The organism is Aestuariivivens insulae, from assembly GCF_022662195.1.
GTDB lineage: Bacteria > Bacteroidota > Bacteroidia > Flavobacteriales > Flavobacteriaceae > Aestuariivivens > Aestuariivivens insulae.
On record NZ_JAKMCS010000022.1, the window covers coordinates 30423 to 51475 of the forward strand.

16 protein-coding genes and 1 tRNA gene are annotated in these 21053 nt (G+C 37.7%); 7 read left to right on the forward strand and 10 right to left on the reverse strand.

Annotation, left to right across the window (positions count from 1 at the left end; all coding sequences use genetic code 11):
* Position 1: 1 nt before the first annotated feature.
* Together MR062_RS17005 and MR062_RS17010 are read left to right on the forward strand one after the other, a co-directional pair.
* Positions 2 to 973 carry a class I SAM-dependent methyltransferase gene (locus MR062_RS17005; RefSeq protein WP_242206510.1) on the forward strand — a complete coding sequence of 324 codons (972 nt, stop codon included), beginning with the start codon at positions 2 to 4 and terminating at the stop codon, positions 971 to 973.
* 9 nt (positions 974 to 982) lie between these two features.
* Positions 983 to 1924, forward strand: coding sequence for a fatty acid desaturase family protein (locus MR062_RS17010; protein WP_242206512.1), 942 nt, complete (start codon positions 983 to 985; stop codon positions 1922 to 1924).
* 281 nt (positions 1925 to 2205) lie between these two features.
* Here MR062_RS17010 and MR062_RS17015 read toward each other — a convergent pair whose 3' ends face one another.
* On the reverse strand, positions 2206 to 3096 hold the full coding sequence (locus MR062_RS17015; RefSeq protein WP_242206514.1) for a polysaccharide deacetylase family protein: 891 nt from the start codon (positions 3094 to 3096) through the stop codon (positions 2206 to 2208).
* A gap of 454 nt (positions 3097 to 3550) precedes the next feature.
* Here MR062_RS17015 and MR062_RS17020 point away from each other — a divergent pair, with 454 nt between their 5' ends.
* From MR062_RS17020 to MR062_RS17035, 4 genes are read left to right on the forward strand one after another with little or no spacing between them, the layout of a single operon-like run.
* A complete protein-coding gene (locus MR062_RS17020) occupies positions 3551 to 5179 on the forward strand; it encodes a long-chain fatty acid--CoA ligase (protein WP_242206516.1) in 1629 nt (542 codons plus the stop codon).
* 46 nt (positions 5180 to 5225) lie between these two features.
* Positions 5226 to 6131, forward strand: a complete 906-nt coding sequence (locus tag MR062_RS17025) for an alpha/beta hydrolase (RefSeq protein WP_242206518.1) — start codon at positions 5226 to 5228, stop codon at positions 6129 to 6131.
* Positions 6132 to 6157: 26 nt separating this feature from the next.
* On the forward strand, positions 6158 to 7066 hold the full coding sequence (locus MR062_RS17030) for an alpha/beta hydrolase (RefSeq protein ID WP_242206519.1): 909 nt from the start codon (positions 6158 to 6160) through the stop codon (positions 7064 to 7066).
* A gap of 38 nt (positions 7067 to 7104) precedes the next feature.
* Complete coding sequence (locus tag MR062_RS17035) at positions 7105 to 8028, forward strand: alpha/beta hydrolase (protein ID WP_242206521.1); 924 nt, start codon at positions 7105 to 7107, stop codon at positions 8026 to 8028.
* 169 nt (positions 8029 to 8197) lie between these two features.
* Here the strand turns inward: MR062_RS17035 and MR062_RS17040 are convergent, their stop codons facing one another.
* The 3 genes from MR062_RS17040 to trxB all read right to left on the reverse strand — a co-directional run bounded on the left by MR062_RS17040 (position 8198) and on the right by trxB (position 10962).
* Positions 8198 to 9457: a site-specific integrase gene (locus MR062_RS17040; RefSeq protein WP_242206523.1), complete on the reverse strand. Its 1260-nt coding sequence runs from the start codon at positions 9455 to 9457 to the stop codon at positions 8198 to 8200.
* Between the two features lie 250 nt (positions 9458 to 9707).
* Positions 9708 to 9782, reverse strand: a tRNA-Pro gene (locus MR062_RS17045).
* Positions 9783 to 9981: 199 nt separating this feature from the next.
* The gene (gene trxB / locus MR062_RS17050) at positions 9982 to 10962 is read right to left on the reverse strand and encodes a thioredoxin-disulfide reductase (RefSeq protein ID WP_242206525.1); all 981 of its coding nucleotides are present in this window, start codon (positions 10960 to 10962) and stop codon (positions 9982 to 9984) included.
* 176 nt (positions 10963 to 11138) lie between these two features.
* Between trxB and MR062_RS17055 the strand changes: the two genes are divergently transcribed.
* Positions 11139 to 11609: a hypothetical protein gene (locus MR062_RS17055; RefSeq protein ID WP_242206526.1), complete on the forward strand. Its 471-nt coding sequence runs from the start codon at positions 11139 to 11141 to the stop codon at positions 11607 to 11609.
* 133 nt (positions 11610 to 11742) lie between these two features.
* On the opposite strand, the gene MR062_RS17060 is transcribed toward MR062_RS17055, so the two are convergent.
* The 6 genes from MR062_RS17060 to MR062_RS17085 form a co-directional block, all read right to left on the reverse strand.
* Complete coding sequence (locus MR062_RS17060) at positions 11743 to 12384, reverse strand: CAP domain-containing protein (protein ID WP_242206528.1); 642 nt, start codon at positions 12382 to 12384, stop codon at positions 11743 to 11745.
* Positions 12385 to 12435: 51 nt separating this feature from the next.
* Positions 12436 to 14379: an OmpA family protein gene (locus tag MR062_RS17065; RefSeq protein WP_242206530.1), complete on the reverse strand. Its 1944-nt coding sequence runs from the start codon at positions 14377 to 14379 to the stop codon at positions 12436 to 12438.
* Between the two features lie 13 nt (positions 14380 to 14392).
* A complete protein-coding gene (locus MR062_RS17070) occupies positions 14393 to 15316 on the reverse strand; it encodes a PorP/SprF family type IX secretion system membrane protein (RefSeq protein WP_242206533.1) in 924 nt (307 codons plus the stop codon).
* 87 nt (positions 15317 to 15403) lie between these two features.
* A complete protein-coding gene (locus MR062_RS17075) occupies positions 15404 to 16663 on the reverse strand; it encodes a T9SS type B sorting domain-containing protein (protein ID WP_242206535.1) in 1260 nt (419 codons plus the stop codon).
* Positions 16664 to 16856: 193 nt separating this feature from the next.
* Complete coding sequence (locus MR062_RS17080) at positions 16857 to 17042, reverse strand: hypothetical protein (protein ID WP_242206537.1); 186 nt, start codon at positions 17040 to 17042, stop codon at positions 16857 to 16859.
* A 328-nt stretch (positions 17043 to 17370) separates the two neighbouring features.
* Positions 17371 to 21053, reverse strand: a 3683-nt coding sequence (locus MR062_RS17085) for a beta strand repeat-containing protein (RefSeq protein ID WP_394800550.1), incomplete at its 5' end; no start/stop codon positions are given.

Genomic DNA, 21053 nt, shown 5'->3' on the forward strand with positions numbered 1-21053 from the left:
TATGGACAGACTATTTTTAAAAAAACTCAAGAATCCGGACAGATATCGATTTGAAGCTACAAGTTGCTATTCTTGTAATGGTGATGATTATTCTTTTTTCTTAAAGGGAGAAGAAGACTTAACAGGTAAAGAAGGGGAATTTCAATTTGTAAAATGCAATAACTGTGGGTTGGTTTACCAAAATCCAAGAATTGCTTTAGACCAAATTAAAGAATTTTATGATGGAGAATATATTGCGCATCGTAAAAAGAAAAACTGGGGTTTATTAACGCCATTATATGAATGGACAATGAATAAGCACGATCGGGATAAAGAAAAGCTAGTGGCTAAACATGTTGAATTAAATGGCCAAACCGAAATTCTTGATGTTGGTTGTGCTGTAGGTACATTTTTATTGCACATTCACCAAAAATACAATGTTAACATAAGTGGTGTAGATTTTAAAGAAGGATTGGAATATCCAGACTTCAATAAAATTGAATTCTATGAAGGCTTATTTTATGAACAGGACATAGAAGAAAATAGATATGATGCCGTAACCATGTGGCATTTTTTAGAGCATTGTTACGACCCAAACAAATCCATACAAATGGCCAAAAAAGTATTGAAAAAAGGAGGAAAACTGATTGTTGAAGTACCGAGGCTAGATAGTATCACATTCAAGTTATTTGGCAGAAAATGGCCAGGAGTCCAAGCGCCCCAACATACAGTATTATATGATAAAAAGTCATTTATTAGTATGATGAAAAAAAATGGTTTTAAGGTTACTACATATTTGCCTTATGGCGCTTTCCCACCTTATTTTTATGTGTTTGCCGGATCTTATTTTAGAATTATTGGAAAGAATTTAAATTTAAACCGTATTATTTTTCCTTACTTCTTAGGACAACTTATATTGACGCCTATATTATGGTTTCAAAATTATTTAAACCTTGCCATGCAAACGGTAATTTGTGAAAAGATTGAATCTTAATTTAAACCTATGACGACACGTAAAATGATACCATCTCATTTAAAAGCCAGAAATGATCTTGCCTTTTACAGTCTAATCATTCCGCTAGTGCTTTTAGTCTCCGGCGTAGGCCTTTCAACAAATCATGACTGGCCACTATATTGGATTGGCCAAGTTATACTATCATTTTTCTTTCTTCAGACATTTATATTATTACATGAATGTGCTCATTTATCTTTTTTTAAAACACGTTTTTTTAATATAGTAATGGGACATTTGTTTGGCTTCCTATCAATGATCCCCTATTATTCTTGGCAGCAAATGCACAACCAACATCACCGATGGACAGGCTGGAGAGATAAAGATCCAACTACTGAAACCACCACGAAGCCAAGTTCTTCCACAACAAAAAATTTAATTATAAATATAGCTTGGAGATTATTCATCCCTGTATTTTACCTTAGTTATAAACTAAGCAATTATTGGAATTTGTTTAAAATTAAACGGTTCTTAAACCAAAGAAAATATAATAAAGTTAAGACTCAAATCATAATGTATTTTATCATGTATATGCTTTTTAATTACTTTTTTGGTGAGCTAATAGTCCATTTTTTTATTCCTTCCTTCACCATAAGTCTATTGCTTAAAGAATTGATTATTATGACTCAGCATTCCCATATTGAAATACCAGTTTCTAATAAAAAAGAAGTAAAACCCATATCATATTTAGACCAAGTCAAATATACAAGGAGTTTTTATATCAATCCATATCTTGCTAAGTACTTCCTGTTTAATTTCAACCTTCATGAGGCTCATCATGCATACCCAGCGATACCTGCCTATAAATTATCATTTATTGATCTAGATATTCCTAAAAAACCGAAGTTTCTCAATTGGTTTATTAAAGCAAAAAAAATGAAAGGTGTTAATTATATATTTAAAACTTCAAAGCATACGGGAGAGACATTTTAATTCTGAAAATTATACAATAGTCTAGATGTATTGCTAAAATCAAAAATGTAATACAAACTTTATATTAACATTTATAGTACTTTATTCGTAAACATTTCTTTTACATTATTTAAATGATAATTAGTTTTCTCACGGAATAAATTGACAATAAGTAGCTACATTCAATAATAACAGAATGATAATTATTAAAGCATTTTCTTTATTTTTCATGATTTTGTCTATTCAACCTACAGTATATATTATTAGCAATGATATTATTTATCTTATAAAACTAAGGTCTCTTAATAGAAGGCTTTTTTTATTTGTCTCCAAGTGACCAATTTTATATTCTCTTTCTTTAAAAGTTCTTTGCACGTCTCACTTGTAAAGAAATTAAAGTCTTTTTGCCTCCATACGCTGCCCCAGTCAGGATGGCCAAAAGTCATACCTTTCATTTCTTCATTGTCATATGCCGTATGTATTGAAAAATATGATAAACCCGGTTTTAAATTTTTAAGAACGCGAACATAATAGGCCTTCTCCCCTTTTGCAAAAGTTTCAGGTGTTAGATTATAAAAATAATCTACAACGACTCTTACATTATATTTATCCTTTAATACTGGTGTGAGAAGTTGTTCGACAACAAGGACCGGCAAATGATACAACTTCCCTATTTTTAAATAGAGCTCTGTTAATTCCCTCGTTTGTAAGACACAACCCATATGTGGATCCAAATGGGTAGGCTCAAAACCCATCGCATAGGCCAGATCCACTTGAGCTTTTAGCTCTTCTTCTACCTCTTTCAAATTTAAATCTGTTCTACAAGCCTCATGAAAGTAACCATATTCATCTATAAGGCTAGGCACCTTGCCTTTTGAACTAACCGGTCCCCATTTATAATGTTTCCATTCAGAGGACAGGACGAGATGTACACCAAAATCATGAGTATCCGGATTTGATTTGGCATGGGTAACAGCTTCCAGTGCCCAAGGCGCTGGCATCATAACACTTGCAGAATTCACAGAGCCTTTTTCTATAGCTTTGAAAGTAGCCATATTCTCTGAATGCGATACCCCTAAATCATCGGCATGAATAATTAATAGCTTGGAATCTTCCGAATAACCTAATTTTGTTGCGATATTTTCTTGAGATAATAAATTACCATTTACTCCTAAAAATAGAGCTGTTAACATAAAAACGGATTTAGTATACATCGTAAATACTTTTATAGTATAGGTCAATGATTATGGAGATCAAGGTATGTTTGGTATACAACAGTTTGCAAATAGTTTGTTGCGTATTTTGAGTACCTAATTTAACAAATACAAACCGAATGGAAAATCCACAAAGATTTTCAGAAGTAAGATAGGACAAAAAATACTAAAATGAAAAAAACACGTTGCAACAACAGCTCATATAATCTACTAAAATTAAAGACTATCATCGGAAATAATCCATTACCTCTATTTTTTATTAAAAATTTTTCTTACATTTAAAGCATCGTGACTCCTACTTGGAAATTGCTGACGGTGGCAAATCGTTTCCAATACAATTAAAATCCTGTATTTGAACTATAAACTGGCTCCGAAAGAACGCTCTGCAATACAAAGCGATAAAAGGAAATAATAACATTCTAAATTTTTGAGTATGGAAGGCCTGATGATGGATTATCCGCTTACTACCAATACAATATTGGAGTATGGCAATAATGTTTTTCACCACAAGAAAATAATCACCTATTTACCTGATTGGAGCAGACATGAATATACGTTTGGCGATATGTATAAACGATGTAAAAAGTTGGCCAATGCACTCACCAAAAGATTAGGCGTAAAAAGGGGCGATATTGTGGGCACTTTTGCGTGGAATCACGGACCACATGTCGAGTTATACTACGGCATACCGGGGATTGGGGCTGTTTGCCATACCATCAATATTAGATTATCCCATCAACAAATAGAATATATTATCAACAACTCCGAAGACAAAGTGCTCTTTGTTGATGCGACTTTAGTTCCATTAATCGAAAAAGTAGCACCTCTTTTGGAAACCGTGGAGTATTATATCATTATTAATGCAAATAAGGATTTTAAGACCTCTTTACCAAATACCATACACTATGAAGACTTATTAGCAGAACAGTCAGACGCTTTTGAATGGCCTCAATTAGATGAAAACGAAGCCAGTGGCATGTGTTACACCAGCGGAACAACAGGCTTACCAAAAGGTGTTTTGTATTCACACCGCTCCACCTATTTACATGCCTCCGTGGTCATGTCGCCAAATGTTGCAAATGTTGGGAACAAGGATATATTATTATCCATTGTACCTCAGTTCCATGTTATGGCCTGGGGCGTTCCTTATACATGCTTACTATCTGGTACCGATATGGTTATGCCGTCATCCCATCTTAATCCGGAAGATCTTATCAAAATTCTTAAAGAAGAAAAGGTAACAAAGGCCACAGGAGTACCCACTATTTGGCTGGGCATTTACCATGAAATGAAAAAAAATCCCCCTAAAGAAAAACTAGCGCTTAAAGAATATGTTGTTGGAGGCTCGGCACTTCCCGAAAGTCTTATTGAAGCCTTTGAAAAAGATTTTGGTGTGAAAGGCGTTCATGCCTGGGGAATGACTGAAACCTCTCCCGTTGGCACCGTAAGTCAGCTTCAATTAAAACACGAGGCTCTTCCATATAAGGAACAGCTAAAAATAAGGGCTAAACAAGGGATTCCTGCTCCGGGAGTTGAACTCCGGATTGTTACGGAAGATGGTTCTATTGCCCCCCGGGATGGACAAACTATGGGCGAATTACAGGTAAAAGGCGCCTGGATTGTTAGTGCCTATTTTAAAACAAACAATCGGGAAAATTTCACTGAAGACGACTGGTTTAAAACAGGCGATGTAGCCACAATCGATGAAGATGGCTATATGGTCATTACAGACAGACTGAAGGATTTAATAAAAAGTGGAGGTGAATGGATTTCAAGTGTAGAATTGGAATCTGTTTTGATGTCGCATCCCAAAATAAAAGAGGCCGCCGTAATTGCCATCCCTGATAAAAAATGGCGGGAAAGGCCTCTGGCAACATTGGTTATGATAGATCATGAGGAAAAACCAAGTGTTTCCGAACTTAAAGAATACTTATCGAGAGACTTTGCAAAATATCAAATACCTGATGACTATGTTTTTATAGACGAAGTCCCGAAAACCAGTGTGGGCAAATTTGACAAAAAAGAAATTAGAAAACGTTACGCCGAGGGAAAACTTACTTAAACAAAGTTAACAGCTCATTAAAATTTATTATAAAAACATAATAGCAATGAAAAAACTTAGACCTTTAAAATTAACATTTCTACTACTATTTCTTAGTAGTACTATTGCTTTTGCCCAAGAGCTATATGCCGATTTCAGTTATTTCCCAAAAATAGAATTCAACGATAAAATAGTAGGAAGTAAAACGGATGATAAGGGTGCAACTTTTGAAAAAATAGTCATTGATGGTTTCGATTCCAAAATTCCATTTTACTTTATAAGTCCCAAAGATAGAAAAGAGGTCAAATTTGTAATACTTCTTCACGGCATAACCAGTAATAAAGAGAGCTGGCTTCCCCCTTCAAACAATACGGAAAAAAACATATACCTTTTAGATTTATTATTAGCAGAAGGATATTCTGTTATCATTCCTGACGCCAAGTATCATGGTGAAAGGAGCTATGAAGGGAACTTTACTTCACCCATATACTTTTTTCCATCCCAAGATTGTCAAAAAGTTTATAATATGTTTGCTACTACGGTTAAGGATATTAGAATCCTAATGGATTATTTTCAATCTCGTTTTGCAGATACTTCCATTACTTTTGATGTGGTTGGCTATAGCATGGGTGGAATGCTATCCATTTATTTAAATTCTGCAGATAATAGATTGCATCGTGTAGTTGCATGTGTTACCCCTTTGGATGCTCAAAAAGGTTCTAAAATTATGGGAATGACTGATGAGAATGCAAAAAAAATGAAGAACTTGTCCGTGAAAAACTATGCAACGGTACAAAAATCACCTATAACCTTATTAATGGGAACAAAAGATCTTCACTACAGCACCGCCGAAGTTGAAGATTTTTTTGAAAAAATAGCCATTACAGATAAAGCATTGAAATTCTATGAATCGGGACATGCATTACCACACGATTATATTTTTGATGCGATTAAATCATTAAACAAAGAATAAAAAACATAAATAAATCAATAATAGCAATGAAAAAACTTAGATCCTTAAAATTAGCATTTCTACTAGTATTTCTCAGTAGTACTATTGCTTCTGCCCAAGAGCCATATGCCGATTTTAGTTATTTCCCAAAAATAGAGTTCAACGATAAAATAGTTGGAAGTCAAACAGAAGATAATGGCACAACCTTTGAAAAAATAGTCATTGATGGATTCGATTCCAAAATTCCATTTTACTTTATAAGCCCCAAAAATAGAATAGAGGACAAATTTGTAATACTTCTTCACGGTATGAGTGAAAGTAAAAACCTTTGGGTTAACCCCCGTATAAACAGTAAAAATAAAAAATTTGTAAAGCTCAAGGATTCATTATTAACATTAGGATATTCTTTAATAATCCCGGATGCCAAATACCATGGCGAAAGAAGCTATGAAGCAAACTTTGCCTCGCCTGTAACTTTTATCCCGTCAAAAGATTACCAAAAATTATTTAATTTATACACTACAACAGTCAAAGATATTAGAATCCTAATGGATTATATCCAATACAGATTGAAAACCTCATCGATTACGTTTAATGTGGTTGGCTATAGTATGGGCGGAATGATGACGCTCTTTTTAAACTCGGTGGATGATAGATTAAAACATGTAGTGGTGTGTGCCGCTCCTTTAGACGGTAAAAAAGGCGCCAAATTAAGTGGAATGAGCGAGGAAGACTCTAAAAAAGTAGTACTGTCGCCAATGGACTTTGCAACATTTCAAAAAGCACCCGTTACCTTACTTATGGGCACAAAAGATTGGTGGTACACTAAAGAGGAAGCCCAAGATTTTTTTGATAATATTTCCGTAAAAGATAAATCACTGAAATTCTATGAATCGGGACATTTCTTACCAGATGAATTTATTTTAGATGTGATTGAAGCATTAAACAAACCATAAAAATGTTATTCAACAGAAGAATACTAAACAATACTGATATGAAAAAAATCGTATTCCTTCTCCTAACTATTGTGAATTGTGTTGTGTCTAATTCACAGACAGCAACTCATGAAAAAACGGCTGCTCTCGATACTGGATTACCCTTAGTTAGTGAAGAAGTCTATCAAGCCCTTGCTCAATTTTTTGAGTATGACAAAAATATTCCCCTAAACGCCAAAATAATTTCGAAGGATAAATTTGAAGGCTGTAATAAAGAGAAGCTCATGTTTACAGGAGTTAATAATAGTAAAGTGCCTGCTTACCTTATTACCCCTAATAATGGAGAAGATAAGCACCCTATCGTATTTTTGGTAGATGGCATATATGGTTCCAAAGAACGGTGGTTACAAGACGACAGTTGGCCTAAAGGCGGATTGGTAACAAAGGCCTTCCTTGATAAAGGCTTTGCAGTAATAACACTGGATGCTGTGTATCATGGCGAGAGAGCTTATGAAAATGACTTTAACCCTCCACCATGGCCACGCTCCTTCCCATACGAAGCCAGACAGATGTTTATGCAAACTGCGGTTGAATACAGAAGAGCCTTGGATTATATTTCTACCCGAAACGACATTGATGCTTCCAGAATTGGTTTTTTGGGTCTAAGCATGGGTGGACTCATAACCTTTGAAATAACAAGTACCGATTCTCGAATTAAAACTGCTGTTGCCGGATTAACCCCTATATGGAAAAACCCAGAATATCAACCTTGGGCACCTTACACTTATGCCGGCCACATCAAGTGCAACTCTTTCCTCATGTTTATGGGAAATAAGGATCCAGTGTATACCATGGAAGACGCCCATCAACTTTTTGATTTAATTCCTTTAACAGAAAAAGATTTTGTTGAATATAGCGTAAAACACGAACCGCCTAAAGAATACGTTAAAATGGTAACTGATTGGTTTATCAACAATCTATAATAGTAAAAAGCACTTAGAAAGCTAGCAAGTGCCATAGTGTCTTTCCAAATACCATTTAATACTCCATGTACCAAGTTTGTGTTCTTTTCTAAGATCCAATATGAGATCAAACCGTTTTTTGATTGAGTCTCTTATGATTAAGATATTATTATCGCATTATTCTTTAGAGTCATAAATTTTGACAGGCTCTATCGGATTTCTTTTTTGAGTTCAAAAATTGGTCTCTTAACCTTTTCATATCCTCACTGACCTTTCGCTCTATGACCTTGGCATAGATTTGGGTCGTGGATATTTTAGAATGACCTAACAATTTAGATACCGTCTCTATTGGGATACCATTACTTAGTGTGACCGTAGTGGCAAAGGTATGTCTGGCTATATGAAAGGTTAGATTTTTTTTGATGCCACATACATCGGCAATTTCCTTTAAATAGGAATTCAATTTCTGATTTGATATTTTAGGGAATATGCTTCCTTGTGCTTTCGTTATATGGTTGTTTTTATACATCTCAATAATTTGTAAAGCTTTAGGCAATAAGGGAATTCTAATGACCTTGGTCGTTTTTTCCCTTCTATAATGAATCCACAATTCACCGTCAATCCCAATATTGATGTTATCTGCTGTTAGGTTAATCACATCGATATAGCTTAAACTAGTATAGCAACTGAACACAAACAGATTCTTTACTAGTTGCAATCGCTCAATTGTAAACTGTTTCTCCTCTATCGCATATAATTCATCTGCACTCAAAAACCCTCTTTCTGTTTTTATAATATGGGCCTTAAAGTTTATAAATGGGTCTTTTTCAATCCATCCTAATTTGAGCGCTAGATTAATAAGTTTTCGAAAGCGTTCTATATGTTTCATCACCGTATTATTACCCATTTTCCTTTGGTGGTCCGTTGGAACATACCCTCTCAGGTATTTTTCAAACTTAAGTATAAAATTATAATCGAGTTCTCGCAAATACATATCGGTAGTCTTATAACGCTTCAACAGAAACTTTGATATATACTTTTCGGTAGTGTAGTAATTCTTTTGAGTGCCCCACTTTAGTTTGTCCTCCATGTCCTCTTGATGGTAGCTGATGATATCCATAATGGAATGATTCTGTTCATCGTCTCCTAGGTATCTTGCCTTGATGGCATTAGAGGTTATGAGCTTACGCTCTGCCTTCAAGTCTTGGTAACATTTAAAAAGGTCGCTGTTAACTTGTTCTAGGTAGTTATTAAGTTTCCTTGCATTTTGGTTTGTTCCACGCGCCCTTCCCCTATGGGCATCCCAATCCGATACGGGAACTTTTCGTTTTAAACTCAGCGTTGCTCGCTTGCCATTTACCGTGATTCTTGCATAAATAGAGGCTTGATTGTCTTTTGCCCTGGCGAAGTCTGCCCAAAGCAGAATACCTAAAGTGCTTGTTGTTTTCATGATTTCGTCTTTTTGTTAATACATTTTATTACCAGACGAAAGCCAAATCACTTTAAAGATACATTTATTATTCTAACCAACAGATGGATTTTAACAATTCGGTCAACACGTTTCTAAAAATTATTTTTGTTATCCGATTTGTTGACTTTTTTAACGGGATTGTTTGTCTTCCTTTAATACCCCTAAAAACATAAAAACCTGTAAATTATACGATTAACAGGTTTTTAATTTAGATTGATATACTATTTTGTCGGGATGACAGGATTTGAACCTGCGACCACACGGCCCCCAGCCGTGTACGCTAACCGGACTGCGCCACATCCCGTTTATCTTTTAATTTCATTGTTTAGCAACCATCTCACCAATGTGTGGTATGCTAACCGAACGGAGTTTATCTCGAGCGAAGTCGAGAGACCACATCCCGTTTATTTTTGGATTTCAAAGAAAACACTTTTTAAAATAATTACAAAACAAAAAACCAAAGCATTTTCATGCTTTGGTTTTTTTATATAATAGACTTAAATCTAGTTATAAGTCGACGTGGAAACTTCAAAAGAAGCATCCTTTGCTGCCAAATAGCGTTCGGCATCCAAAGCAGCCATACAACCCGTTCCCGCAGCTGTTACTGCTTGCCTATACACATGATCGGCAGCATCTCCAGAAACAAATACGCCTTCTACATTGGTTTTTGACGTCCCAGGTGTGTTGATAATATATCCTGTTTCATCCAAGTCCAAATAATCCTTAAAGATATCTGTATTAGGTTTATGTCCAATAGCTACAAAAAAACCTGTTGCAGGAATCTCATGCTTTTCATTGGTTTTATTATTAAACACACGCACCCCTGTTACCACTTGTCCGTCTCCCAATACTTCATCGGTTTCGGTATTAAACAATATCTCTATGTTCTCTGTATTCTTTACACGGGCTTCCATTATTTTAGAAGCTCTAAACTCATCCCTTCTAACCAACATGGTCACTTTTTTACACAACTTTGATAGATAATGGGCTTCTTCACAAGCCGAATCTCCTGCTCCAACGATAACAACCTCTTGGTTTCTATAAAAGAAGCCATCGCAAACAGCACAGGCAGAAACGCCTCCACCCAATTGTAAATACTTTTGTTCGGATTCCAATCCTAAATATTTAGCTGAAGCTCCTGTTGAAATAATTACCGTATCACAATGGATTTCCTTTGTTTCATTAACCCATACTTTATGAACAGGACCAGAAAAGTCTACCTTAGTCACCCATCCATCACGTATATCGGTTTCAAAACGTTGTGCCTGGGCCTGTAATTGCATCATCATTTCCGGACCGGTTACCCCCTCAGGATACCCAGGAAAATTTTCAACTTCATTTGTTGTGGTTAACTGGCCTCCAGGTTGTGTTCCTTGGTATAAAACGGGATGCATATTTGCTCTGGCGGCATAAATTGCTGCTGTATAGCCTGCAGGTCCAGAGCCAATTATTAAACACTTTACCTTTTCTATTGTATCAGACATAATCTCTATTAATTTTTTATTGTAGCAAAAGTAGTTTTTTTGATTAAAACCTTACTAACGAATTATCAACAGTTTTTATTTGTACATAACTGTATCCTATTGATTTCTTAAGATTATGACTTTTTTTTTGTAAATTAGAGAATACTAACTACATATAACCTGTAAAATTCCACGTCATGAAAAACTATTTATTCATCCTCTTCGTTGTTTTAGCCTTTTCCTGTAAAAACAATTCCAATACCGCTACAAATGATGACGTTTTGCCGAATCCGAATGAAAAAAACCCTTCTTTACAAGGGGCATGGGAACTGATTAGTTATTTTAATTATAGAAGCGATGGTTCTATCGATACCATTAAATCTTCAAATTCACTCAAACAAATTAAAATGTATTCACCTACTAAAGTGATGTGGTCTAGGTTACGTGTTTCCGATTCTTTAGATTGGTTTGGCTATGGAGACTATACGGCTAACGATAGTGTCTTAACAGAAGTATTGGATTATGGTTCTAAAGCCATGAATAACATCATTAAAGAAAATAAAGAGTTTGTTTTCAAACTCATTTTAGAGGAAGATAAATTTTCACAAATTACATTGGACGAAATGGGCAACCCCATGTTTGCAGAAAACTATAAACGTATAGAGTAAACGTTTAAGTTTAGGTTTAAGTGAATATCCATCATTGACAATCTCTACGAGACTACATTTTAAAAGTGTATCTATCACTAAACAATTTGGCTATGATGCTAAGTCACACACAAGACTCAAAAAAAAGTCCTTCTTAGGATTTACAACTATAAGATTTAGATGTAAACAGAAAGGATGAGATATTACCTTTTTTAATAAGCATAAGAGTATAATACATACGGCCTTCACTATTTTTCTTTGCAGAAATACCAACGTGAGTATAGTCTCCTTCAAGAATCTGTCTGTGTTGGTCACTATTAACCCATGCCTTGACGACACTTTCGGCTTTGGTATAACCATAGGCTACATTCTCAGCTACTTTAATTGCATTCGTGGTTTCTTTTAGCTTTAGCTGTCGCGTATAGAAATTGTCGTGGCTTACTACCCCTTTTTCTATCATATAACTGCTATGTGTTGCAGCGACCTCTTTTATAATATCCATAGGTTCTAAATTAGGCAGGTTATTTTCTTCCCTATAAGCATTTACATAATCTATAATGTCTTCTTGGATATCTATTACTTCTTCTCCTACATTTCTTATTTCCTGTTTCCCTTCATTTACATCTTCTTTGGCACATGAAAATAATATAAACAGCAAAGGAAATGCCAAAACTCTTATGTGCATAGGTATCTTATCCAAACCAACATTTATTCTTACCACAGTACCCTTAGCCCTTTTGCCTATACTAAAGCTACTGAAAAACACCAGTACAATGGAAATTACAAACAAAATCATATCAATGTTTTTTTAAATCAACTTTTCATTACAGTCCCAAGCTGTCCTTTTTTAGTCTGCTTGATGTTTAACAATGAATTCACTCCTTCTATTTTCTTGATGTTCTTCTCCTGAACATCTTATACCTTCCTTACAGCGATTTAACAGTTGTGTTTCGCCATACCCTTTAGCCTGTATTCTGTCTTTTGAAACTCCCAAACCAACCAAATAACTTAAAGTAGCTACGGCCCGTCTTTGGGATAGTTTTAAATTATAATTGGCATTTCCACGACTATCGGTATGCGATCGTATTTCAAGCTTTAGGTTAGAATGTTCAGTAAGAAAGTTGGCTACTTTTTGAAGTTCGATTTTTGAGTCTTCCCGTAGCTGGGATTCATTATAATCAAAATATATAGTATTCGGTTCTAGGACTTTCGAAAGATCAAAACCTTCAAAGAAAGAGGATTCCAAGCTTTCTAAATAAAAATCAAGCTTTTGTAAGGCAATCCCTTTTTCAGGGTATTGTTCTAAACTCTTATATTCTTCCTTGGTTACTTCAATATGCCTATCCTGATATCTATTGGCAATTTCCACTGTATATTTTCCATATTTATCAGAAAACGTATAATACAATTCATTTCCTGGGTTAACATTCCTAAGGCTTACCCTGGCACCTTCAATTGGTTTATTGGTCTTTTTGTCAATTACACTTCCATAAATAACACCCTTAAAGGTTTCTATAATGTCTTTTATTTCTGTAAAGGCGTAAACATCATCTTTACCCAAGTTACCAGGCCTATTGGAACTTAAATAGCCTTTATGGGTATTAACATCTATGGAAAAAGCAAAATCGTCTCCTTCAGAATTTATTGGCTTGCCTACATTTACAACCCCATTGTCCATATTTTCATTTAAGAGCATGTAAAACACATCGTAACCTCCCAGACCAAAATGTCCATCCGATGAAAAATACAGCTCGTTTCTGTCTGTAACAAATGGAAACGATTCTCTTCCTGTAGTGTTTACTCCACCCTCAACAGGATGTGGGGTTTCTAGAGTTCCATCTGGATTTATATCGACTACAAAAATATCTGTGGCCCCTGTAGACCCTGGACGATCTGAGGCAAAATATAACTTATCCTCAGACGGGCTAAGCGCTGGGTGTGCATTAGAATACGAGTTACTGTTTATAGAAAGATCCTCTATACTGCCCCATTTACCATTTTCTCCTAAACGGGCTCTATAAATTTTTAAATTTAAGGTTTGTGCTTTTTTAGATTTGTTCCATCCCTTTTTATTAGTTCCGGTAAAATACATGGTCTTTCCATCCCTTGTTATAATAGGAGTCGATTCATGGTAATCGGTATTTATCTGTCCTTTTAACTGGCGTACTTTACCATAGGTACCATCTAAATTTTCTGAAACCTCATACAAATCCAAAAAATTGAGATTGTTCCATACATCCAAATGTTTGGTCAATGAAGGCGCTCTATCCCTAGTAGAGGCAAAGAGCAATTTATTGTTGGTTTTGGTAATTCCAAAATCTATTCCAGGGGAGTTAAAAGGCAATGGTTTTAGGTCGTACCTATCTGGTTCATTTTCAATTTCAACAAGATAGCTTTTGTTATTTGCAAGATTCAATTCCAAGATTTTCATGTATTGGCGATACATCTCCTTAGCATCTTTCTCTTGTCCCACAGCTCGCATAGCTTGTGAATACCTTAAATAGTATACTGCTTCCTGTTCTTCATTAAGAGCAAATAGTTCTGAATACCATTTGTAAGCTTCTTTATATTGCGCATTGAAATAATGTGCATTTCCTAACCTTTTAAATAGTTCTGGAGATTGATATCCGTCTTCTGCTAACCGCTCATAAATCTTTATGGCATCTATATAGGCCATATTATCGTATTTGGAATTCCCTTTCTTAAGTTTTTTATCTTGGGCAAAAACACAAATTGTAATAAATGACACAATAACATACAACAAAACTTTAGTAAAATAGTGTTGGTTCATGCTTTTCTATGCTTTAAAAAAATCTTGGACAAATAGCTCTTCTTAATCTTGTGGTTAATTCAAACCTAAGCAGAATCTCATGGGAGCCCGAATTGTATGCCGATAAAGGCGTAACATCATAATCGTAGGCATAACCTATAAATATCCCATCACTTACCTGAAAACCGGCCAGAGCACTAATTGCCGATCTCCCGCCCCTGTAGGCTGCTCCCAATGTAAGCTTCTCGTTCAATAGAAAGTTAGCCGACATGTCATAGGTAAATGGTGCTCCAGAAACTGCTCTCAATAGAAATGCTGGCTTAAACTGAAGTCTATAATTTAGGTCAAATACATAGCCTCCCATGGCATACCAATGTGCTTTTGAAGACACCGAAGTCGACTTAACATCGTCGTAATATTCGGTTTCTAATAAATTAGGTACCGACAGCCCCACGTACCATTTATCTGAGTATAAATATAATCCCGAACCAACGGCCAAGGCACTCCGACTAATATTCCCTAGGTTAGGATCTTGAGGGCTTTCTGGATTTAATTTGTTTACATCCAAACTAAAATAATTTAGCCCTGCCTTTAAACCAAACGCCCAATAAGTATATCGGCTTAATTGTATGGTATATGAAAAATCTCCAGACAGAAAGCCTGTATCTGTTGCCCCTACCTTATCACCTATATACGAAAGTCCCAAACCAACCCCTTTAACCCCTATGGGGCTATTTACCGAAAAACTATGGGTTTCTGGTGCTCCTTCTATACCTACCCATTGCGAGCGGTAGGTTCCGATAACATTCAACACACCCCTACTGCCAGCATAAGCTGGATTTAAGGTACTGGTGTTATACATATATTGGGTATATTGGTTTTCTTGCTGCCCAAAAACAAAACAATAGAACAACAGCAAACACCACTTTATTTTTTTTATAATATCAACTTTTTTCACACGTTTAAATTTCAGTAATTGATTGATAATAAATTAATTATAAAATCGAGAACGTGTACAACCACTCCGTTCTCACATTAGTCTTTCTTAATCTGAGATAAGGTATAGATAGCCTACTTTGCTATAGGCTTTCTGCAATCCTGTTGTATCTTTAAAAACAGCCTTTACGGTATAGAAATAAGTTCCAGTGGGTAATGGCCCTCCTTTTCCAATAACCTCCAAACCACCGGAAACATTATAGCCTTTAAAAACATCTTCAGAGTAGGAATCACCATAATCCATGCTCTCATATAGTTTCACCCCCCACCTGTTATAAACAACGACTTCAAGGTTCTGGACTTCTCCACAAGAAAAGGAATCTGCAATATTAAATCGAAGGAAACTGTTCATCTGATCCCCATTCAATGTAATGGCATTGTTTACACCAAAATTTCCACAGTCTGCTCTAGCTTCTATCGAGGCCAAAGTATATACGCCACTACCCGTTACTGGGGCAGTTACCATCTTATTTTCCATATCTACGGTACCTCCAATATAACTCCACTTGTTCTGGTTGGTATCCCATTTTATAATGCTTAATACTGAGCCGTTAGCGATAAGGCCTGTAGGTGTAGTTCGGATCTCATCCCAGCTCAAGCTCAAGATAAAACCTTCTTCATCCTTAAATCCAGTAATCGCCCAATACTCGGCATTATCTATTTGTTCTATCTCTTTATCCTTATTTGCTTCAGAAAACTTAGTGAGCGGATTTTCGTAGAAGTACTGCGCCGTAATCTCGGCCTTTTCCTTTAGGGTACCTATGGATGCTTTACGATAGTAATCTAAGTTTCCTATGGGATAGGTAAAATCGGTGTCTCCATATTTCACCACTGGACCATTAACATGGCTTTCGTCTCCAACCCCTAAAGCTTCAGCGCTTTCTCCAAAGAAAATTGTACCGCCTAACCCTTCATTGGTCAATATGCCATTTTGAAATTCGGCATCATTATCTATACTAATCCCACCGCTAAGCTCAAACGCTGTTTCTGGGGTTTGATTATTAAATATAACATTGTACAGGTTGCTCATGTTCAAACCTGTTATTCTCTGCATTTGGGTCCCTTCAAACTTTACAGTACCCGTACTACCAATGTAGTCCACCAAACCATCATTATTAAAATCCCCGTAGAGGTACAGCTCCCCTTCATTGATAAGCTCACCAGATGCTTTGTTGTTAAAACCGCTTACTATACCCATTTGGGTCTCAGGTTCTATATATAGCTTACCAATGTTTGCGGTTTGCCCAAACATGGCAAATGGCAATAGGGCTACGAGTAAGGCGTACTTGCTTATATGTTTAACTATCATGGATAACTATTTTGAATAGTTGTTTTTATAATTTATCTCCCTCTCTCCTAGGCATTTTTTATGACTCTTGGTTGGAGAGTTATAGGGTAATCTACTTGTTTTTAAAGGGTACAGTCCTTGGTCAAGGGGTTTATACCTCTCTTTAACCCCTTCCATGGGGTTACGAACTGGTATTGTTCGCTTCTGTAGCAGGTTATCGTGATTTACGAGTTGTAAAAAACTGTTTCATTTCCTGGTACAGGGTGGTAGTTCCTGCTACGTTTTCATTACTTAAATACCTAATGTTACTATAAAAAGACAGGGCATTGGTATAGCTATCGTGCTCCAATAATACTTTTGTATCTCTTAACTGTTCCACTAATTTACTAAGCTTTTGCAAGCGATTTTCTATTTGTTCTCTTGCTACATAATTACTGTCAAATTCAGCTTAATCTATAAAATTGGGCACGTGATGTGGGTACTGTTCCATAAGCATTTGGGCTTTATTTACAAATAGCTTGTTTTGTTCTGCAATGCTATCATATTGCCTGAGCTAGTCTGGAGTCAGGTTTACGGCCTTACCCTGGGACAACACTGCCTAATGCGGTATCTAACTTCTGTAATTCTTCTGTAGTGAAGCTTGTGGATATTAATGTTTGCCATTTTTTAGTTATTTATTATTAATAATTCGTTATTTGTCATTACTCCTTCAAGCTTCCATTTTCCATCTACTTTTCACCTACCCCCAAAAGACACTCGATAGCTTCTAATCGTTCTTTAAGTGTTTTGTTTTCGGTTTTCAGGGCTTCAATTTCTTTGTGTTGTTCTATGGTATGCAGGTAAAGCTCTTCTACTTTTTCCAACAGTTGTGCAGAAAGCCCAGACACATTGATTAGATAATTACCTTTTTCGTCTTTTTTCAACTCGTCTATACCTGTTACCCCAGGCAAGTGCTTGTTTGCTTTTACAAAGGCTTCTACAGCTTCCAGGTTAAGGCGTTTATAATTGGAATTTAGGGTAGATGCGCCGTTTGCATATTCTTCAAAAACATAATCGGCATAGGTTTGGCTGGGGGCAATAAAACTACTTGCTTTTACATTGCCAGCTACTTCCAACTTTTCTGTAGGTGTAGCTGTGCCAATGCCTATTAAAGCTCCTGTGCTAATTCCTTGACCAAAAGCTCCATTTACGCCTGTACCAAAAATGGCTGAACCTATATTTAACTGATTGGAGCCTGCATTATTAGGTACATCTATTTTATATCCTAGAATAATATTATAGCTACCAGTCATAGGGTCTAACGTAGAAGATTGTCCCGCTTTAGAACCAATTACCGTATTACCATTACCTTTTGTGGCATATTTCATCGCTGCTTCACCAACAGCAGTATTCTCAGTCGATGCATCACCGGTCGTAATGCCTGTTATCGATTTTAACGCTGATGAGCCTATTGCTGTATTAAAACTATTAAAATTTTGAGAACTACTCATGGTATCAGTACCAACTGCCGTATTATGGGCTCCACTAACATTTTGCATCATTGAACCATCTCCCATGGATACATTTGCAAGTCCAGTTGTGTTATTTGAGAGTGAACTGGATCCAATTGCAACATTTGCAAATCCCGTTGTATTTTTAGATAAAACACCAACTCCTACAGCGATATTACTAGAAACGTTCCCTTTTCCTTTGCCCACGGTAATACCGTTAATTAAGGCATCGGCCGTGCCATCGGTAGCAGTGCTGGCCACCACAAGCCTGTTGGTTGGCGCTTTTGTACCTATACCTACATTGCCGTTATCTAAAACTACAAACTCGGTGCCTGCGGTACGTGCGGTGGTGCCATCGCTTTGTGTGCCCAGTTCAACCCTGTTGGGGTCGGCAGTTGTAGCCGTGGTAGGTCTTGTGTTTACCCAGGCATCGTTGGTGATGTCGGCACCGGCAGCAGCAAGAAACTGTGCTCTTGTACCGGCTTCTTTAAGCTCGCCCGTGGTGGCATCGGCCGTTACGATTACATCGGTAGCGGCATCGGTGCCTGTTAGGTTGCGTAACCTGGTTTTACCAGCTACGTCCAGCCTGTGTGTAGGTGCTTTGGTACCAATACCTATTAAAGGGTTGGTACTCTCATTCGAGTTTGTTCCCGTATTTATATTTAATCCAAAAATGGAAGATCCTATATTTAACTGGTTATCCCCTGATAGTATAGGTACATCTATATCGTAACCTATAACAATGTTTTTACTACCTGTTGTCGTATTATCTCCAGCTTTATAACCAATAGCTATATTTCCAATACCACCAGTAGAATTATTTAGGGTTAAATAACCGATAGCTGTGTTCCCAGCACCTGCTACATTATTAATCAATGCATTACGACCAACCGCAGTATTATAACTACCTTCATTGTTTTGTAACGAAAACGCACCAAGAGCAGTGTTATCTATGCCTGTTTCATTAGTCCGCATTGCATTACGACCAATAGCGGTATTATTGATACCTGTGGTATTGCTTAGTAATGAAGCTGTTCCAACAGCCGTGTTATCTGAGCCTGTATTATTTTGTAACGCAACAGAACCAACAGCAACATTACTACTTCCAATAACATTTGATTTTAAAGCCTCAAAGCCCAGGGCCGTGTTGCTAGCCCCAGTCGTTGTAGCTAGTAATGCAGAAGCCCCTATTGCAGTGTTTCTATCGGCAGAAGTGTTAGCCGCTAATGTCTTAAGCCCAACGGCAGTATTAGTGGAAACATTACCTTTTCCTTTACCAATGGTAAGGTCGTTTATCAAGGCATCTGCCGTACCATCGATAGCGGTACTGTTGGCTACCACAAACCTGTTGGTTGGTGCTTTTGTACCTATACCTACATTACCATTATCTAAAGCTACAAACTCGGTACCTGCGGTACGTACATTAATGCCGTCGCTTTGTGTGCCCAGTTCAACCCTGTTGGGATCGGTAACGGTAGGCATGGTGGGTCTTTTGTTTATCCATGCATCATCGGTAACGTCGGTGCCAGCTCCTGCGATCACCGTTGATAAATTGATCTTGTTCGGGGTTTCGTTCTCATCGGTATAAGTAAGCTCCTGGAAATCGTCAGCCGTATCGGCCACTCCATCGGGGCCCACGTTGTTCGCTATGGCGATGGTCGTCAAGGTCTCGGCAGTGCCGATAACCGTTGACAGGTTGATCTTGTTCAGCGTCCCGTCCTCATCGGTATAGGTAAGCTCCTGGAAATCGTCCACCGTTCCAGAAGTTCCATCAGGGCCCACGTTGTTCGCTATGGCGATAGTGGTCAAGGTCTCGGCCGTGCCGATCACAGTCGACAGGTTGATCTTGTTCAGCGTGCCGTCCTCATCCTTATAGGTTAGTTCCTGGAAGTCGTCGGCCGTATCGGCAGTCCCATCGGGACCCACGTTGTTGGCTATCGCGATGGTCGTCAAAGTCTCGGCCGTGCCGATCACCGTTGTCAGGTTGATCTTGTTCAGCGTGCCGTCCTCATCCTTATAGGTGAGTTCCTGGAAATCATCGGCTGTATCGGCAGTCCCATCGGGGCCCACATTGTTCGCTATGGCGATGGTGGTAAGGGTCTCTGCCGTGCCGATCACTGTTGACAGGTTGATCTTGTTCAACGTGCCGTCCTCATCGGTATAGGTAAGTTCCTGGAAATCGTCGGCCGTATCGGCAGTCCCATCAGCCCCCACGTTGTTCGCTATGGCGATGGTCGTCAAGGTCTCGGCCGTGCCGATCACCGTTGTCAGGTTGATCTTGTTCAGCGTCCCGTCCTCGTCCTTATAGGTGAGTTCCTGGAAATCGTCAGAGGCATCGGTCGGCGTACCGTTGTCGTTGGTCGCCACTGCAAGGCTCGTCAGGGTCTCCTCCCCGGCTACGACCGTGGACAGGTTGATCTTGTTAGGCGTGCCGTCCTCATCCTTATAGGTGAGTTCCTGGAAGTCGTCCGAGGCATCGGTCGGCGTACCGTTGTCGTTGGTCGCCACTGCAAGGCTCGTCAGGGTCTCCTCCCCGGCTACGACCGTGGACAGGTTGATCTTGTTAGGCGTACCGTCCTCATCGGTATAGGTAAGCTCCTGGAAGTCGTCAGAGGCATCGGTCGGCGTACCGTTGTCGTTGGTTGCCACTGCAAGGCTCGTCAGGGTCTCACTCCCGGACACCACATTGTTTATGTTATTGATAATGTCCTGCAAAGTCACGTTGTCGTCCTTAACACCATCACCATCGATATCCACCGTGCCGTCGGGTACCTTTGTATTGGTCGATATCATGTCTCCTAAATTGTCGGTGATGTCCTTTAGAGTAACATTGTCGTCCAAAACGCCATCGCCATTGATGTCTACAGTACCATCGGGAACCATTGTATTTCCCGCCAGCACCGTATTGTTGTAATCTTTCT

Coding starts and splice junctions, on each gene's coding strand:
- MR062_RS17005 (WP_242206510.1), top strand. CDS start 2: ATGGACAGACTATTTTTAAAAAAACTCAAGAATCCGGACAGATATCGA.
- MR062_RS17010 (WP_242206512.1), top strand. CDS start 983: ATGACGACACGTAAAATGATACCATCTCATTTAAAAGCCAGAAATGAT.
- MR062_RS17015 (WP_242206514.1), bottom strand. CDS start 3,096: ATGTTAACAGCTCTATTTTTAGGAGTAAATGGTAATTTATTATCTCAA.
- MR062_RS17020 (WP_242206516.1), top strand. CDS start 3,551: ATGGAAGGCCTGATGATGGATTATCCGCTTACTACCAATACAATATTG.
- MR062_RS17025 (WP_242206518.1), top strand. CDS start 5,226: ATGAAAAAACTTAGACCTTTAAAATTAACATTTCTACTACTATTTCTT.
- MR062_RS17030 (WP_242206519.1), top strand. CDS start 6,158: ATGAAAAAACTTAGATCCTTAAAATTAGCATTTCTACTAGTATTTCTC.
- MR062_RS17035 (WP_242206521.1), top strand. CDS start 7,105: ATGAAAAAAATCGTATTCCTTCTCCTAACTATTGTGAATTGTGTTGTG.
- MR062_RS17040 (WP_242206523.1), bottom strand. CDS start 9,457: ATGAAAACAACAAGCACTTTAGGTATTCTGCTTTGGGCAGACTTCGCC.
- trxB (WP_242206525.1), bottom strand. CDS start 10,962: ATGTCTGATACAATAGAAAAGGTAAAGTGTTTAATAATTGGCTCTGGA.
- MR062_RS17055 (WP_242206526.1), top strand. CDS start 11,139: ATGAAAAACTATTTATTCATCCTCTTCGTTGTTTTAGCCTTTTCCTGT.
- MR062_RS17060 (WP_242206528.1), bottom strand. CDS start 12,384: ATGATTTTGTTTGTAATTTCCATTGTACTGGTGTTTTTCAGTAGCTTT.
- MR062_RS17065 (WP_242206530.1), bottom strand. CDS start 14,379: ATGAACCAACACTATTTTACTAAAGTTTTGTTGTATGTTATTGTGTCA.
- MR062_RS17075 (WP_242206535.1), bottom strand. CDS start 16,663: ATGATAGTTAAACATATAAGCAAGTACGCCTTACTCGTAGCCCTATTG.